At 61.1% G+C, this 17,021-nt stretch carries 12 protein-coding genes; 3 read left to right on the top strand and 9 right to left on the bottom strand.

Going from position 1 to position 17,021, the window contains the following annotated elements:
* Positions 1 to 4: 4 nt before the first annotated feature.
* The 3 genes from KHO30_RS19365 to edd all read right to left on the bottom strand — a co-directional run bounded on the left by KHO30_RS19365 (position 5) and on the right by edd (position 4,192).
* Positions 5 to 1,390 carry a GntP family permease gene (locus tag KHO30_RS19365; protein ID WP_093635464.1) on the bottom strand — a complete coding sequence of 462 codons (1,386 nt, stop codon included), beginning with the start codon at positions 1,388 to 1,390 and terminating at the stop codon, positions 5 to 7.
* A gap of 253 nt (positions 1,391 to 1,643) precedes the next feature.
* A complete protein-coding gene (gene eda / locus KHO30_RS19360; RefSeq protein WP_054034506.1) occupies positions 1,644 to 2,285 on the bottom strand; it encodes a bifunctional 4-hydroxy-2-oxoglutarate aldolase/2-dehydro-3-deoxy-phosphogluconate aldolase in 642 nt (213 codons plus the stop codon).
* Between the two features lie 2 nt (positions 2,286 to 2,287).
* Complete coding sequence (edd, locus tag KHO30_RS19355; RefSeq protein WP_093635460.1) at positions 2,288 to 4,192, bottom strand: phosphogluconate dehydratase; 1,905 nt, start codon at positions 4,190 to 4,192, stop codon at positions 2,288 to 2,290.
* A 291-nt stretch (positions 4,193 to 4,483) separates the two neighbouring features.
* Between edd and KHO30_RS19350 the strand changes: the two genes are divergently transcribed.
* Positions 4,484 to 5,329 carry a MurR/RpiR family transcriptional regulator gene (locus KHO30_RS19350; RefSeq protein ID WP_093635458.1) on the top strand — a complete coding sequence of 282 codons (846 nt, stop codon included), beginning with the start codon at positions 4,484 to 4,486 and terminating at the stop codon, positions 5,327 to 5,329.
* Positions 5,330 to 5,521: 192 nt separating this feature from the next.
* Here KHO30_RS19350 and KHO30_RS19345 read toward each other — a convergent pair whose 3' ends face one another.
* On the bottom strand, positions 5,522 to 9,298 hold the full coding sequence (locus KHO30_RS19345; RefSeq protein WP_211701901.1) for a YadA-like family protein: 3,777 nt from the start codon (positions 9,296 to 9,298) through the stop codon (positions 5,522 to 5,524).
* Positions 9,299 to 9,700: 402 nt separating this feature from the next.
* On the opposite strand from KHO30_RS19345, the gene KHO30_RS19340 reads away from it, so the two are divergent.
* Together KHO30_RS19340 and KHO30_RS39765 are read left to right on the top strand one after the other, a co-directional pair.
* Positions 9,701 to 10,345 carry an ISAs1 family transposase gene (locus KHO30_RS19340; RefSeq protein ID WP_408381930.1) on the top strand — a complete coding sequence of 215 codons (645 nt, stop codon included), beginning with the start codon at positions 9,701 to 9,703 and terminating at the stop codon, positions 10,343 to 10,345.
* The gene (locus KHO30_RS39765) at positions 10,306 to 10,497 is read left to right on the top strand and encodes a hypothetical protein (RefSeq protein ID WP_408381931.1); all 192 of its coding nucleotides are present in this window, start codon (positions 10,306 to 10,308) and stop codon (positions 10,495 to 10,497) included. Before KHO30_RS19340 ends, KHO30_RS39765 begins: the two co-directional genes overlap by 40 nt.
* Before the next feature lie 109 nt (positions 10,498 to 10,606).
* Here the strand turns inward: KHO30_RS39765 and KHO30_RS19335 are convergent, their stop codons facing one another.
* The 5 genes from KHO30_RS19335 to leuS form a co-directional block, all read right to left on the bottom strand.
* Positions 10,607 to 11,023 (bottom strand): CopD family protein, encoded by a 417-nt coding sequence (locus KHO30_RS19335; RefSeq protein ID WP_054034510.1) that lies wholly within the window; start codon positions 11,021 to 11,023, stop codon positions 10,607 to 10,609.
* A 113-nt stretch (positions 11,024 to 11,136) separates the two neighbouring features.
* Positions 11,137 to 12,408, bottom strand: a complete 1,272-nt coding sequence (locus KHO30_RS19330) for a glutamate-5-semialdehyde dehydrogenase (protein ID WP_211701900.1) — start codon at positions 12,406 to 12,408, stop codon at positions 11,137 to 11,139.
* Positions 12,409 to 12,544: 136 nt separating this feature from the next.
* Positions 12,545 to 13,666 (bottom strand): DNA polymerase III subunit delta, encoded by a 1,122-nt coding sequence (holA, locus tag KHO30_RS19325; RefSeq protein WP_093635452.1) that lies wholly within the window; start codon positions 13,664 to 13,666, stop codon positions 12,545 to 12,547.
* Positions 13,667 to 13,738: 72 nt separating this feature from the next.
* Positions 13,739 to 14,290, bottom strand: coding sequence for an LPS-assembly lipoprotein LptE (locus KHO30_RS19320; RefSeq protein ID WP_200650512.1), 552 nt, complete (start codon positions 14,288 to 14,290; stop codon positions 13,739 to 13,741).
* Positions 14,291 to 14,382: 92 nt separating this feature from the next.
* Positions 14,383 to 16,977, bottom strand: a complete 2,595-nt coding sequence (gene leuS / locus KHO30_RS19315) for a leucine--tRNA ligase (RefSeq protein WP_211701899.1) — start codon at positions 16,975 to 16,977, stop codon at positions 14,383 to 14,385.
* Between the last annotated feature and the right edge of the window lie 44 nt (positions 16,978 to 17,021).

The following is a 17,021-nucleotide window of genomic DNA, read 5'->3' as shown; positions in this document are numbered from 1 at the left end:
CTCCTTACACGACCGTCGCGAGCGCGAAAGTCAAACCCAAGCCCATCAGGGAAATAACGGTTTCGAGGAGCGACCACGTCTTGAAGGTCTGCCCCACCGTCATACCGAAGTATTCCTTGATCAGCCAGAAACCGCCGTCATTCACATGCGAGAAAATCAGCGAGCCTGAACCGGTGGCGAGCACCAGCAATTCCGGCGTGACCTGCACCCCACTAGCCGAAGCGATCGGCGCAACGATGCCGCAGGCCGTCGTCATCGCAACGGTTGCCGAACCCGTAGCCAGACGAATCAGCGCGGCCACCAGCCAGCCGAACAGCAGCGGCGACAGATGCATGGCCGTCGCCACGTTGACGATTTCCTTCGAGATCCCGCTATCCATCAGCACGCGCCCGAAGCCGCCGCCCGCGCCCACGATCAGCGTGATGCCCGCGATCGGCGCCAGACATTCGCCGCAGAACTTCTGGATCTGCTCACGATTGAAGCCGCGGCTCGCGCCGAAGGTCCAGAAGCTGACCAGCACGGCGATCAACAGCGCGACGTCCGAGTTGCCGACGAAACGCAGCAGGTCGTTCGCCAGGGTCTTCGGCGTAAACACGAGGTCGGCCCAGCTGCCGACCAGCATCAGAATCACCGGTAGCAGAATCGTGAACAACGTGATGCCAAAGCTCGGCAACTCGCGCTTGGGCGCCGCGCTCTTCGCGTTATTTTGCGCGTCGTCACCGTGCCCGAGGAATTGCGCGGCGAGCGGATTGTTTTCCGGCAGCTTGATGTAACGGCTGATCAACAGCGCGAACAGCGGGCCGGCGACGATCGCCGTCGGCACGCCCACGATCAGCCCGTACGCAATCGTCTTGCCGATGTCGGCGTGATACGCCTGCACCGCGAGCATCGCAGCCGGGTGCGGCGGAATCAGACCGTGCACGACGGACAGCCCCGCAACCATCGGCAGGCCGACCAGCAGCAGCGACTTGTTGGTGCGTTTGGCGACGTTGAACGCAATCGGAATCAGCAGCACGAAGCCGACTTCAAAAAACACCGGCAAACCGACAATGATCGCCACGACCATCATCGCCCAGTGAATATGCTTCTCGCCGAACTTGTCGATCAGTGTGGTCGCAATGCGCTCGGCGCCGCCCGATTCGGCCATCATTTTGCCGAGCATGGTGCCGAGGCCGACCACGATCGCAATGTGGCCGAGCGTGTTGCCGTTGCCGGTTTCGAACGATTTGACGATCGTGCCGATCGGCATGCCGGATGCGAGACCCAACAGCAGCGAAACGATGATCAGGACGAGGAACGGGTAAACCTTGTAGCGGGTGATCAGCAGGATCAGAAGTGCGATGGCGATCACCGCGAAGACCAGCAGCGTGCTGCCGTGGACAGCTTCCATGAAGCTCCTCCTTTGCGTTATTGATTGTTGGTGCGGAACACAGCTGGCACCTGTCTCACGGCGACCTCGAGCGGTGCCTGAAAACCCGGCAAGCCGCGCGGACGCTGAATTTTACTGTTTGTTGTCTTTAAAAGCGCGTGAATCCGGCATGCATATCGCAAAGGAGCCTCGGCGCGACAGCCTGACAGGCTGTTTCGACGAGGCTCCTTTGTGTAGGACCTGGTTACTGGACTAAGGTACGGGCCGTTTCAACTCAATGGGCAGGCGCGGCCAGCTCGCTGGCGGCACGTGCGAGACGCGTAACTTCGTCCCAGTTTTGCGCGGCAAGTGCGGCCTTCGGCGTCAACCACGATCCGCCCACGCACACCACATTCGGTTGGGCCAAGAAGTTGATGGCGCTTTCGGCCGTGATGCCGCCAGTCGGGCAGAATTTCAACGTCGGGAACGGGCCGTAAAACGCCTGCAGCATCGGGATACCGCCGGCTTGCTGCGCCGGGAAGAACTTGACGATTTCGTAGCCGAGTTCGAGCGCCGCGATAATGTCGCTCGGCGTCATGACACCCGGCAGCAGCGGCAAACCCGCATCCTGGGCTGCCTTGTGCATGTCTTTCGTCAGACCTGGCGACACGCCGAATTGCGCGCCCGCTTTCTTCGCCTGAAAACAATGCTCGGGCTTCGTGATCGTGCCGACTCCAACCACGATGTCTTCGGACAGCTGGCTCGCGCGTTCGATCGCGCCGAGCCCCGCAGCCGTGCGCAACGTGATTTCGAGCACCTTCACGCCGCCCGCATGCAGCGCGCGCGACACGTTTTCGCCCTGTTCGACCGAGTCGAACGCGAGCACCGGAATCACCGGGCCGAGGCGCACGATATCGCTTACTGTTTTCGCCGTCATAGTCAGACTCCTTGTTTCTGCAGCTCGTGGCTGGCTTGAGTGGTGCTTGAGTGTGCTTTCTTGTGTCCGCCGTGCTCGCCCACCATCGGACCGAACACCGAGGCGCCCTGCTCCGCCGGCGCTGCCGCCGCACGGAACACGCCGAACAGTTCACGGCCGAAGCCGACTTCGTTTTCCGCCTGATGCTGCGGCAACGCTTCCGGCCGCGCGGCCCATTCGGCTGCATCGATTTCGATGTCGAGCACGCCTGCGTCCGCATCGATCACCAGCATGTCGCCCGTGCGAACCTTGCCGATCGGGCCTTGCAGCAACGCTTCCGGCGACAGGTGAATCACCGCCGGCACTTTGCCCGATGCGCCGGACATGCGGCCGTCGGTGACCAGTGCAACGTGAAAACCTTGATCCTGCAACACACCGAGCAACGGCGTCAAACGATGCAGTTCGGGCATGCCGTTTGCGCGGGCGCCCTGGAAGCGCACCACGGCAATGAAATCACGCTTGAGTTCGCCGTTGTCGAACGCCGCCTGCACGGCTTCCTGCGAATCGAACACAATCGCTGGCGCCTTCACCTTGCGATGCTGCGCTGCGACTGCTGAAATCTTGATCACGCCGCGGCCGAGTTTGCCTTGCATCAGACGCAAGCCGCCGTCCGGCTGGAACGGTTCCTTGATGCCGCGCAGCACCGCCGTGTCTTCGCTCTTTTCCGTGCCCGGCACCCATTGCAGCTTGCCGTCGAGCAGCTTCGGCTCTTCAGTGTAGTGATGGAGACCCTTGCCGGCGACGGTGTTCACGTCTTCGTGCAGCAAGCCGCCTTCCAGCAGATTGCGAACCAGGAACGCGACGCCGCCCGCGGCGTGGAAGTGATTCACGTCGGCCTTGCCGTTCGGGTAAATCTTGGCGAGCAGCGGCACGGCTTGTGACAGCGTGTCGAAGTCATCCCAGTCGATCACAATGCCGGCCGCGCGCGCGATTGCGACGAGGTGCAGCGTGTGATTGGTCGAACCGCCCGTTGCCAGCAACGCGACGATGCCGTTGACGATCGCTTTTTCGTCGACCACGTGGCCAATCGGCATGTAGTTGCCGCGATCTACCGTCAGGTCGAGCACGCGGCGTGCGGCCTGCGCGGTCAATGCGTCGCGCAGCGGCGTATGCGGGTGCACGAACGCCGAACTCGGCAGATGCAGGCCCATCACTTCCATCAGCATCTGGTTGCTGTTTGCCGTGCCGTAGAACGTGCAGGTGCCCTGGCTGTGATACGCGGCGGCTTCTGCTTCGAGCAGCGCGTCGCGGCCGCATTGGCCGGTGGCAAACAGCTGGCGTGTCTTGGCTTTGTCGTCATTCGACAGGCCGCTGCCCATCGGGCCGGCCGGCACGAAAATCGTCGGCAGGTGGCCGAATTGCAGCGCGCCGATCAGGAGGCCCGGCACGATTTTGTCGCAGATGCCGAGGCACAGCGCCGCGTCGAACATGTTGTGCGTGAGGGCCACTGCGGTGCTCATCGCGATCACTTCACGCGAGAACAGCGACAGTTCCATGCCCGCGTTGCCTTGCGTGACGCCGTCGCACATGGCCGGCACACCGCCCGCGAATTGCGCGACGCCGCCGTTTTCACGCGCGGCTTCTTTGATGATGTCCGGGTAGTTTTTGTACGGCGCGTGCGCGGACAACATCTCGTTGTAGGAGGACACGATGCCGATGTTCGGCTGGCGAATCTGCTTGATGACGAGCTTGTCGTGGCCTTCAAGACCAGCAAACCCGTGCGCCAGATTGGCACACGAGAGCGCGCCGCGTGCCGGGAATTTGCCCTGGGCGTGCTCGATACGGGCCAGATACGCCTCGCGAGTGGGCTTGCTGCGCTCGACCACGCGTTGCGTGACCTTCAACAATTGCGAATGCGGGGAAACCATCGGAGCTCCTTCGTCGCTGGCGTGAGGCGTAGGCGCACTATGCCAGGCAGGTATCGCGGGGATGTCGAAACAGTCGACGTCGCAATGTTAGTAGAAAAACTACACGATCGCAATCGCGACCCCTGTTGCATTGCGACATTTTTGAATGGCCGGATTGCCTTACTGGCTTTGCTTTGGCGGTGTATGCGGCAAAAACCAGGGAATACACCTACGGCCCGATATGTAGTTTTTGTACCTTCTTCAGCAATCAGATATAGTCCACGCATTCTTCAGCATAGTGCGAGTTTTCCGATGATGCTGTCCCAGGTGGAAGAGATGCGCGATCAGTTGCGTCCGTCAGAACGCAAGCTGGCCGATTACGTGATCGAAGCACCGCGTGAGGTACTCGATCTCTCGATGACCGAAGTGGCCGCGCGCGCGGGTGTCAGTCAGCCGACCATCGCGCGGTTCTGTCATGCGCTGGGGTTTTCGGGCTTCCGCGAGTTCAAGATCCGGCTGGCGCAGGGCATAGCCGCGGAAGTGCCGGCCGTCTACCGGGATGTGCGGCCGGATGAGCCGACGCCGGGCGTCGCAGCGAAGGTTCTTGACCGGACCATCGGCGCGCTGATCCAGGTGCGCAACAATTTGTCGTCAGATAGCGTCGCGGCGGCGATCGCGCTGCTGGCGCAGGCGCGGCGCATTGAGTTTTACGGCGCGGGCGGTTCGGGTATTGCTGCGCTGGATGTGCAGCACAAGTTTTTTCGCCTCGGCATGCCGAGCGTTGCGTATTCGGATCCGCACACGTTTCTGATGTCGGCGGCGCTGCTTGGTGAAGGGGATGTGGTGGTAGCGATCTCGAATACCGGGCGTACGCGCGATATTGTGGATGCAGTGAAGTCAGCGCTGGCGGCAGGCGCGAAGGTGATTGCGATCACGCACGGCAATTCGCCTTTGGCGCGACTGGCGACGGTCGGCTTGTTCGCCAATGTCGATGAAGACACGGATATTTTTTCGCCGATGACCTCGCGCGTTTCGCATCTGGCGATCGGCGATATTCTGGCGGTGGGGGTGGCGTTGAGCCGCGGGCCGGAACTGGTCGAGAAGCTGGCGCAAGCGAAGGAAGTGATCAACCGCAGAAGGATCGATCCGAGGACGTAACACGAAACCCTGTTGGCTCTGATCGCGACGCAAGCGCGGTGCGATGCAATCGGGTCTGACGAGCGCCGTGTTACCGGCACCAAAAAAATAAGGCGGACTCCCCGAAGAGAGCCCGCCTTTTTACTACCTACCTAAGACCGGTTCACGAAAAGCACCTAAGCTGCAGCGCTTTCCGCAACCATCACACGACACTTACCACTGGTACGCGGCACCCACGCCATAAGTCGTATCCGCCGAGCTGATCCCTGCACCGGCCTTGATCTTCAGGTTCTGGGTGATACGCGCCGACATGCCCAACGATACAGCCTGATAGCCCTTGTAGTTGCCGGTACCAACGCCGACTGCGATCGTCTTGCCCGGATCGACGTCCGGAATCATCGTCAGCGCGGTAGCGGCTGCAACACCGCTGTAAGCGTTACGAGCGACCGAGCCGATACCCTGCTGGAACTGACGCATGTTCACGGCGTCCGTCGGGCCTTGGCCGTCGGCGACGTTCGTGATACGGCGCTCGTTGCCCGGCGAACCCACTGAAACGGTGTTGGCCTGATCTGCCACCGAGCCTGCGCCGAGTGCCACCGAGTTGTCGCCACTTGCCTGAGCGCCACCGCCCATCGCCATCGAACCGCTGCCGGTCGCCGATGCTGCCGGACCACCTGTGTCAGTCGCGATGCTGCTGCTGCCGGTCGACTGCTGGTTCTGCACCGCCTGGTTCAGGTTAGCCACTTGCTGGTTGGTATTCCACAGCTGCGCGCCAGTTACCGCATCTGAGCTCGTTGCCGACAGTTCACCGTCCTGCAAATTGGTCAGCTTCACCTTCGGCGCGCTGGCCGAACCGCCCAACGTCACCTGGTTGTGTGCCGCGCTGTCATACGACACCGCGTTCGCCACCGAGCCGCTCATCGTGCCGACAGTTGTTTGCAGGCTAGCGATGTCCGACGTGTTTTGCGTCACACGACCGTCGATGTTGGTGATTGCTGCGCCGACGCCGCTCACGGTCGTGCCACCCACGTTGTACGTGGGCATCGAGATCGTGCCGTCCTCATTGACGGTCGAACCGCCGCCCAAGGCGTCTGCCGTACTCTGGGCGTTTGCATGCAGTTGCGCGCCGTTCACCGCATCGCTGCTTGACGCATTGACCGCACCTGCCGCCACTCCCGTCACGACGCGGTTGCCCGCTGTGCCGGCCATATTGACCCGCAGACCGTCCGTCGCCGCACCGACAAGGATGTCGCGCGAGGTCTGATTTTGCGTGACCATGCCGATGCTGCCGTTGTTAATCTGCGTCTGCAGCGTCGACAGACCGTTATCGAGCGAATCGAGTGCGCCGCCGACCGTGTTCTGCGTGCCGCCTTGCACGTGGTACGTCGGGCCGGTGACCGAACCATCGGCATTGACCTGCGCACCGCCACCGAGCGACGCAACAACCGGACTCAACTGACCAACGTTGACTGCGGAGTTGCTCGTCGTGCCGGCTGCGACGCCGACCAGTTCACGCGCACCTGCGGTGCCCGCGAAGTTGACGCGCGTGCCGTCCTTGTCGCTCGCAACCGTCAGATCACGTGTGGTCTGATCCTGCTGCACCAGGCCCAGTTCGCCGTTGTTGATCTGGTTCGTGATGTTGCTCACCGAACCTTCAACGTTCGTCACACGCGAATCGATCTTCGTGATGTCGCCTGCGTTCTTCGCGATGTCGCTGGTGTTCTGGGCGATGTCCGATGCGTTCTGCGCGATGTCACCCGAGTTCTTCGTGATGTCGCTCGTGTTCTGCGCAACGTTCTGGTTCGTCGTGTACAGCTGTGAACCATTCACCGCGTCCGTGCTCGTCGCGCTCAGCTCGCCAACCGACAGACCGGTCAGCTTGCGCGTACCTGCCGTGCCAGTAAAGTCCACTACCGAGCCGGCAGCACCCTTCGCCACCGTGATGTTGCCCGAGTCGGAATCCTGCTGCACCAGACCGATCTCACCGCTGTTGAGCTGGTTCGTGATGTCGGTCACCGAACCTTCAACGTTCGTCACACGCGAATCGATCTTCGTGATGTCGCCTGCGTTCTTCGCAATGTCGCTGGTGTTCTGGGCGATGTCCGAAGCGTTTTGCGCGATATCACCCGTGTTCTTCGAAATGTCGCTCGTGTTCTGGGCGATGTCCGAAGCGTTTTGCGCGATTTCACCCGTGTTCTTCGTGATGTCGCTCGTGTTTTGGGCGATATCAGAAGCGTTCTGCGCGATATCACCCGTGTTCTTCGAAATGTCGCTCGTGTTCTGGGCAATATCCGAAGCGTTCTGGGCGATGTCACCCGTGTTCTTCACGATGTCGCTCGAGTTCTGCGCAACGTTCTGGTTCGTCGCGTACAGCTGTGAACCATTCACCGCGTCCGTGCTCGTCGCGCTCAGCTCGCCAACCGACAGACCGGTCAGCTTGCGCGCACCCGCCGTGCCGGTGAAGTCCACCACTGTGCCGGCAGCATCCTTCGCCACCGTGATGTTGCCCGACGTCGCATCCTGCTGCACCAGACCCAGTTCGCCGTTGTTGATCTGGTTCGTGATGTTGCTCACCGAACCTTCAACATTGGTCACCCGCGAATCGATGTTCGTGATGTCGCCTGCGTTCTTCGCAATATCGCTGGTGTTCTGGGCGATGTCCGAAGCGTTCTGCGCGATGTCACCCGCGCTCTTCGAAATGTCGCTCGTGTTCTGAGCGATATCCGACGTGTTTTTGGCGATGTCGCTTGTGTTCTGCGTAACGTTCTGGTTCGTCGTGTACAGCTGTGAACCATTCACCGCGTCCGTGCTCGTCGCGCTCAGCTCGCCAACCGACAGACCGGTCAGCTTGCGTGCACCCGCCGTGCCGGTGAAGTCCACCACCGTGCCGGCAGCATCCTTCGCCACCGTGATGTTGCCCGACGTCGCATCCTGCTGCACCAGACCCAGTTCGCCGTTGTTAATCTGGTTCGTGATGTTGCTCACCGAACCTTCAACATTGGTCACACGCGAATCAATGTTCGTGATGTCGCCTGCGTTCTTCGCAATATCGCTGGTGTTCTGCGCGATGTCACCCGCGCTCTTCGAAATGTCGTTCGTGTTCTGAGCGATATCCGACGTGTTTTTGGCGATGTCGTTGCTGTTCTGCGCAACGTTCTGGTTCGTCGTGTACAGCTGTGAACCATTCACCGCATCCGTGCTCGTCGCGCTCAGCTCGCCAACCGACAGACCGGTCAGCTTACGCGCACCCGCCGTGCCGGTGAAGTCCACCACCGTGCCGGCGGCATCCTTCGCCACCGTGATGTTACCCGACGTCGCATCCTGCTGCACCAGGCCCAGTCCGCCGTTGTTGATCTGGTTCGTGATGCTGCTCACCGAACCTTCAACGTTCGTCACCCGCGAATCGATGTTCGTGATGTCGCCTGCGTTCTTCGCGATGTCGTTGGTGTTCTGGGTGACGTTCTGGTTCGTCGCATACAGTTGCGCACCGTTCACCGCGTCCGAGCTCGACGAAGACACCGCGCCATTCTTCAGATTGGTGATTGCGTGACCGCCCATCGTCACATCACCATCCATAACGATGCCGGACGGTGCGTGTAGCGTAATCACACCTTGCGAATTGGAACCACTCAGGCCAACCCTCAGATCTGCTTGAGCGCTGCTTTCAGAAGCAATGCCGTTGGTGCCTTCGGAAAGAATGACCCCAGTGGAGCCAGTGATGCAATCCTTCGGACCCGCAGCGCTGCTACCCCACGCAGCAGAGCTCCCGGTCGTCACCGAACCCCAGGCTGTCGCGTCCTTACAGTTCAAGATGCTTCCCGCGGAAGCGTCGCCGGCGGCAAGTCCCGCGCCAAGGCCACTCGCAGCGACCAGAACGGAGGTCACAATCGTGCTTTTGGCAGACTTTCCACTACGCGCTTTCGCTGTCTCCGGAGCGGCAACCGACGTCCCCGTGGCTCTATTCCAGATTGCTTTGTAGATTTTATTCATTTCGATATCCTAAATATATATAAAGGGAATCCTGGACACGCATCATCGACTATCTACTTAAGAGAAAAGTGCGAACGCATCCCGGGGCGCGTCTCGCAAACCCGCTAGAAGTTGTGCATGAGCGACTTGACCGACAAAGCGTGCCGGTCACCGTCCGATCATCCAGCGAACACCGGGCCATTGGCCCGCGAATGAGAATGTGTCGTACACATCCCAATATCTTCAACCCACAGTCCTAATTTACTGGGTTGGGATGTAAGGAAACATAAGACTTCTCTGAAATCCGCGTGGGATTCCCATGTGCTGCAGGACGATTGCATGAAACGTTACAGATCGTGGCGGGATCGTTGTGAACCCTGTTGAAGGCGCGATTACTCCAGCTTTTGACCTTGGGAAGAAGCGATGCGGGAAAACGTGCTAAGTATTGAAGGGGCGTTTGGAAATTTGCGCGATCCGCGCATCCGCATGGCTGTTCATGATCTGACGGAGATCCTGGTGGTGGCACTGTGCGCAATTCTGTCGGGCACCGATAGCTGGGTGGAGATCCAGACATGGGCCGAAGCGAAGCTGGACTGGTTGCGGCGCTACCTGCCGCTGGTCAACGGCATAGCGTCGCACGACACGTTTGGGAGTATATTTGCCGCGCTCGATGCACAACAGTTCGAGGCCTGCTTCGTACGCTGGACGGCGCATCTATGCCCGGCGTTGGCCGATCAGGTGGTGGACCTCGACGGCAAGACGATACGCGGCTCCCATCGCGGCGGCCAGCGGGCGCTTGCGTGCCTGGTGCGTGGAATCTTTGCCGCACTTGAGCGCTGGCCGGGACTGCGTTCGGTAGTCATGGTGGAGGCGACGCGCGAAATCTCCGGAGTCGCGTCGACTGAGCGGTGTTACTACATCAGGAGCCTGCCCGCCAACGCAAATAGGATCTCCCATGCCATACGTTCGCACCGGTACGTGCCCCCAAGGGGACTTCCTTTCGGGGCGTTGAGAAGAGCACGCACCGGGTGCTCGACGTGGTCTTTGGCGAAGACCACCGCCGCGTGAGAATCGAGAATGCCGCACAGAAGTTTGCAATCCTGCGCCGCATTGCCTTGCATCTGCTCAAGCGCGATACAAATACAAAAGCAGGACTGACGAGACGCCGCTTCAAGGCCTGCGTCAACGATCAATATCGTGCCGGCCTGCTGGGCTTGTGAGCTTCATGCAATCTTCCCGCCATACTCTGAAGGAAAATTCTTGCGATCTTTGATCCAAGAGTTTGAGATTGATGACCTTAATATAGGCGAATATCTTGGTATCAAGCGCTCAAAACGGCTTAATAACTACCAACGCAACTGCCGCCAGCATCCCCAGCACAGGCAGTTCATTAAACATCCGATACCACTTATCCGAGCGGCGATTCTCGCCACGCTCGAACGTCCGCAGCAGCACGCCGCAGTACGCGTGGTAAATGATCAGCAACACCACCACACCGACCTTCGCGTGAATCCAGCCCTGCCCGCGTCCGATACCGACCGCGAGCCACAGCCACAGACCGCAAGCGAGCGCCGGCACCGCGATAAACGTCATGAAGCGGAACAGCTTGCGCGCCATCGTCAGAAGGCGCGCCGTGGCGGCGGGCTCCGTCTCCATCGCCAGATTGACGAAGATACGCGGCAGATAGAACAGGCCGGCAAACCAGGAAGCAATCAGAACGATGTGAAACGTTTTTACCCAAAGCATCAGCGATCCTCGTACTGCTTGTCAGCGTGGAAATGAACAGGGGCTACCCGAGCACTGAACGGAAAGCAAGGGCCATCCCAAGGATGACGACAGTGCGTCGGCAGCGAACCGCGTTATTGCCGGCCTTCGCCGTGCCCCAGCACAATGTATTTCAACGACGTCAGCCCTTCCAGCCCCACCGGCCCACGCGCATGCAGCTTGTCGTTCGAGATGCCGATCTCCGCACCCAAACCAAATTCGAAGCCATCGGCAAAGCGCGTCGACGCATTGACCATCACGCTCGCCGAGTCGACTTCGCGCAGGAAACTCATCGCGCGGTCATGGTCTTCGGTGACGATCGCGTCGGTATGCTGCGAGCTGTAGGTGTTGATGTGGTCGATGGCCGCATCGAGGTCGTCCACCACCTTGATCGCGAGCACCGGTGCGAGATATTCGGTGCGCCAGTCTTCTTCGGTGGCATCAACGAGCGGGCCCACGCCCGCATCCGACAATACCGCGCGCGCTGCCGCGTCCACGCGCAGTTCGACTTCCTTGTCGCGATACAGCTTGCCCAAAGGAGGCAGCACTTCAGCCGCAATGCCACGCGCCACCAGCAGCGTTTCCATCGTGTTGCAGGTACCGTAGCGGTGTGTCTTGGCGTTATCACAAACGGTCAACGCCTTCGCCACATCGGCGCGATCGTCGACATAGACATGGCAGATGCCGTCGAGGTGCTTAATCATCGGCACGCGCGCTTCATTCATCAGCCGCTCGATCAGGCTCTTGCCGCCGCGCGGCACGATTACGTCGACGTATTCGGTCATCGTGATCAGCTTGCCAACCGCGGCGCGGTCCGACGTGGCTACGACTTGCACCGCATCCTGCGGCAAACCGGCGGCTTCCAACCCTTCACCGATCAGCTTGGCCAACGCCGTGTTGCACTCCAACGCTTCCGAGCCGCCGCGCAGAATCGTCGCATTGCCTGACTTCAGACACAGCGCGGCCGCGTCGATGGTCACGTTCGGGCGCGATTCGTAGATGATGCCGATCACACCGAGCGGCACGCGCATCTGACCGACCTGAATCCCGCTCGGCCGGTACTTCAGATTGTTGATCTCGCCAATCGGATCGGCCAGCGCGGCGACTTGCCGCAAGCCTTCGACCATCGTATTCAGTGCCTTGTCCGACAGCGTCAAACGATCGATGAATGCCGCATCGAGCCCTTTCTCGCGGGCACGGGCAACGTCACGCGCGTTGGCGTCCTTCAGCAACGCGGCATCGCGTTCGATCGCGTGAGCAACGGCCACGAGCGCGGCGTTCTTTGCCGCCGTCGACGCCCGCGCCATCGCACGCGATGCGTGGCGGGCGCGGCGGCCGAGGTCGGTCATGTACTGGTCGATATCCATGGTGAGTCTCATAGCGCCGCGCACGTCGAGGTGCGGCGGACAGGCAGAATTAGCGAAAGATCAAACGATTGTAAGTCGGGTGGCGGAGCTTTGCTCGCCGCCACAAGCCACCAGAAGGCGTGCCGGCGGGGCCTGATCAGGCCAGCCTGCGAGCAGGCGCTGCACCCGCAGAGCGAGGTCGTAGCGGCGGCACGGGCGCCGCTTTTGCCGGCGAAGCGACTGTCATCGCCAGTTCGAACAAGCCGTCCCACGGATCGGGCGGCGGATCGTTGCGATGATTGCCTGGCGTGCCGCCAGACAACCCTTTCACCTGCCGATCCAGTCGCGCCGCCAAAGCGAGCGCCTTTTCAAGCGCACCCTCGGTGACGCGCGACAGTGCCGGGCCAATCAACCGTTCGCGCGGACCCCAGACGCGGTTCTCGCGCACCAGCATGGCAAGCGGCTTGCCCGCCGCGACGCCGCGCTTGATCCGCAACAACGTGCGCACTTCTTCGACCACCGCCCACAGCACCAGCACGGCTGCCTCGCCTTCGCCGCGCAGGCCGTCGAGCATGCGCGACAAGCGGCCGACATCGCCCGCCAGCATCGCCTCGTTCAGCTTGAAAACGTCATAACGGGCGACGTTCAGCACAGCGTCCTGAATCTGTTCGAAGCTCAACGAACCGGCTGGATACAGCAGCCCGAGCTTCTGGATTTCCTGATGCGCGGCGAGCAGGTTGCCCTCCACACGCTCGGCAATGAACGCCAACGCGCGCCGCCCTTCTTCACCAGCAACAACCCGCTGACCCTGAGCCGCGAGTCGCTGGCCGACCCAATTCGGCAACTGCGCGCGCTCGACAGGATCGATTTTCAACGCAACACCAGCATCGGACAGCGCGGTGAACCACGCGGACTTTTGCGTGGCCGCATCGAGCCGCGGCAACGTGATCATCGTCAACACGTCGTCGTTCACAGCAGCAGCGAGCGCTTTCAGCGCATCCGCGCCTTCCTTGCCGGGCTTGCCCGACGGAATGCGCAACTCGACCAGTTGACGGTCGCCGAACAGCGACATCGACTGACTCGCGCCCAGCAGCGAACTCCAGTCGAACCCACGCTCGACGGTGAACACCGAGCGATCGGTAAAACCGGCTGCACGCGCCGTCGCCCGAATCCGGTCGCACGCCTCCTGCGCGAGCAGGTGCTCGTCGCCGTACACGACGTACAGTCCGGCGAGTCCCTTCGCGAGATGCGCTTCGAGCGCGTCAAGTCGCAGTTGCATGGCTACCGATCGGCGAGGTTGAACAAGTGAATGAGCGAGCGCAGTACATTAAACAAAGACACAGCACACCGCTCACAGCGGCGGCGGCGGCAACGGCGCACGCGGCGCAATTCCCGGCACCTGCTCACCCGGCGCCGGATGCAGCGAGCGCACCATCGACAGACGGCGCGACAACTGGTCGATCGCATCGTTTTCCATGTCCGCGAACAGAAGGTCGGATTCCGCAGCCTTGGCCTGCGAGAACTGGTCGCTATAGGTCATCGCGCGGTTCAACGCGATCACGCTCGGCGGAATCAGCACCGTACCGTCCTTGCCGATCAGCGTGTAGTTCATCGAGAGATTCATCGCATATTCTTCGACGACACCAAGCGTGTTCAGCGTCAGCGTATTGATGCCGCGGCCTTCGGTGATCTGCAGCGTTGCATCGGCATTCGCGACCGAAGTGACCACCACCGTGTCGCTTCCGCCCTGCACGATACGCGTGAGCCGCGCGCCGGCTGCTGCCGAACCGCCGGAGATAAAGAGTCGTTTGAATGCGTAGTCCTGCTGGCCGCGCAACTGGAAGCCGCAAGCGGACAACATCAGCACGCTGCACACCAGCGTCAATAACGATCTGCGAGTCACATTGGCTCCTGGTTCGCAGTAAATTCCGTGGCGCGGGACTTGCGCCGCCGTGAGCGGCGGCGTCTCGCCAGCTGTCATGTTTCGGTGGACTGTCAAACGACCACGTTCACGAGACGGCCCGGCACCACGACGATCTTCTTCGGTGCCTTGCCTTCACTGAACTTCTCGACCGCCTCGTGCGCAGCGGCAAGCTGTTCGATCGCTTCACGTGTCGCATCTTTCGACACCGTGAGCGCACCGCGCACCTTGCCGTTCACCTGCAGCACGAGTTCGATTTCGGCCTGTTCGAGCGCCTGTTCGTCGACCTTCGGCCATGCTGCGTCGAGCAGCGAGCCGAATTCGTCGGCATAACCGAGTTCCTGCCACAACTGGAACGTCTGATGCGGCACGACCGGGTACAGCACGCGCAGCATCACGCTGTAAGTCTCGCGCAGCACTGCCGGTTGCGCGCCCTTCGCGCTATCCAGCGCGTTGAGCATCTTCATCGCCGCCGACACCACCGTGTTGTACTGCAAACGCTGATAGTCGAAGTCGGCCTGCTTCAGCACGCTGTAGATCTCGCGGCGCAGCACCTTGTCGACTTCGCCGAGTTGCGCGACGTCGAACTTGCCGCCGGCGCGCAGCGCCGCTTCGTTCGCGTGACCAAAGCTCCACACGCGGCGCAGGAAGCGGCTCGCGCCTTCCACGCCCGAACCCGACCATTCGAGCTGCTGTTCGGGCGGTGCGGCGAACATCACGAACAGACGTGCGGTGTCCGCACCGTGCTGATCGATCAGCAATTGCGGATCGACGCCGTTGTTCTTCGACTTCGACATCTTCTCGACGCCGCCGAGTACCACCGGTTGGCCGTCCGAATTCAGCACAGCGCCGACCGGGCGGCCCTTGTCGTCGAACGAGACGGTGACGTCAGCCGGGTTGTACCAGGTCTTCTTACCCGCTTCGTTTTCGCGGTAGTACGTTTCGTTGAGCACCATGCCCTGCGTCAGCAGGTTCTTGGCCGGCTCGCCGAACTCGATCAGGCCCATGTCGCGCATCACCTTCGCCCAGAAGCGCGAGTACAAGAGGTGCAGAATCGCGTGCTCGATGCCGCCGATGTACTGATCCATCGGCGCCCAGTAATCGGTGCGCTCGTCGACCATGGTCTTCGCGTCCGGCGCCGCGTAGCGGTAGAAGTACCAGGACGAATCGACGAAGGTGTCCATCGTGTCGGTTTCGCGCTTGGCCGCGCCGCCGCAGGTCGGGCAGGTGCAGTTCACAAACGCTTCCGACTTCGCGAGCGGATTGCCCGTGCCGTCCGGCACGAGGTCTTCCGGCAGCACCACCGGCAGATCTTTTTCCGGCACCGGCACGTCGCCGCAGGTCGGGCAGTGGATGATCGGAATCGGCGTGCCCCAGTAACGCTGGCGCGACACACCCCAGTCACGCAGACGCCACGTGATCTGTTTGTCGCCGAGGCCGAGTTCTTTCAGATCGGCGGCGATCGCGTCAACCGCTTCCTTGTAGTTGAGCCCGTCGTACTTGCCGCTGTTGATGCAGACGCCGCCGTCCTTCTCGCCATACCATTCCTGCCAGGCGTCAGTCGAATATTCCTTGCCTTCAATGGCGACCACCTGCTTGATCGGCAGGTCGTATTTCTTCGCGAACGCGAAGTCGCGTTCGTCGTGCGAAGGCACGCCCATCACCGCGCCTTCGCCGTAGCTCATCAGCACGTAGTTGCCGATCCACACTTCGACCTGTTCCTGCGTCAGCGGATGCGTGACGTAGAAGCCGGTGGCCATGCCCTTCTTTTCCATCGTCGCCATGTCGGCTTCAGCGACGCCGCCGCGCTTGCATTCCTCGATGAAGGCCTGCAGTTCCGGCTTGTCTTGCGCGAGACGCGTGGCGAGCGGATGCTCGGCGGCGACCGCGCAGAAGGTCACGCCCATGATCGTGTCGGCACGCGTGGTGAACACGCGCAGCAGCTTCTGTTCGCCGTCGATTTCATACGGGAAACCGAAGTTCACGCCGAAGCTCTTGCCGATCCAGTTCTGCTGCATGATCTTGACGCGCTCGGGCCAGCCGAGGCCTTCGAGGTCGTTCAGCAGCTCATCCGCGTACTGCGTGATGCGCATGTAGTACATCGGAATTTCGCGCTTTTCGATCAGCGCACCCGAACGCCAGCCGCGGCCGTCGATCACCTGCTCATTGGCGAGCACGGTCTGATCGACCGGGTCCCAGTTGACGGTGCCGGTTTTTTTGTAAGCGATGCCCTTTTCGAGCATCTTCAGGAACAGCCACTGGTTCCACTTGTAGTAATCGGGGCTGCAGGTGGCAACTTCGCGCGACCAGTCGATCGCAAGGCCCATCGACTGCATCTGCTTCTTCATGTAAGCGATGTTGTCGTAGGTCCACTTCGCCGGCGGTACGTTGTTCGCCATCGCGGCGTTTTCCGCCGGCATGCCGAACGCGTCCCAACCCATCGGCATCAGCACGTTGTAGCCATTCATCCGCAGATAGCGGTACATCACGTCGTTGATCGTGTAGTTCCGCACGTGGCCCATGTGCAGCTTGCCCGACGGGTACGGCAACATCGAGACGCAATAGAACTTGGGTTTGTCGGTGGTTTCCGACGTCTTATACGCGTCGATGGCGCGCCATTGCCCTTGCGCGGCGGCTTCGACGTCGGAGGGAACGTATTTTTCGTGCATGGTGTGATGGAATCGCTGGGTTCGGTGCTTTCGCACCGGGCCTG

The organism is Paraburkholderia aspalathi (assembly GCF_905220735.1).
In the GTDB taxonomy this organism is placed as follows: domain Bacteria; phylum Pseudomonadota; class Gammaproteobacteria; order Burkholderiales; family Burkholderiaceae; genus Paraburkholderia; species Paraburkholderia aspalathi.
The sequence above is the reverse complement of the archived record's forward strand: the minus strand, read 5'-3'. Positions and strand labels throughout refer to the sequence as shown.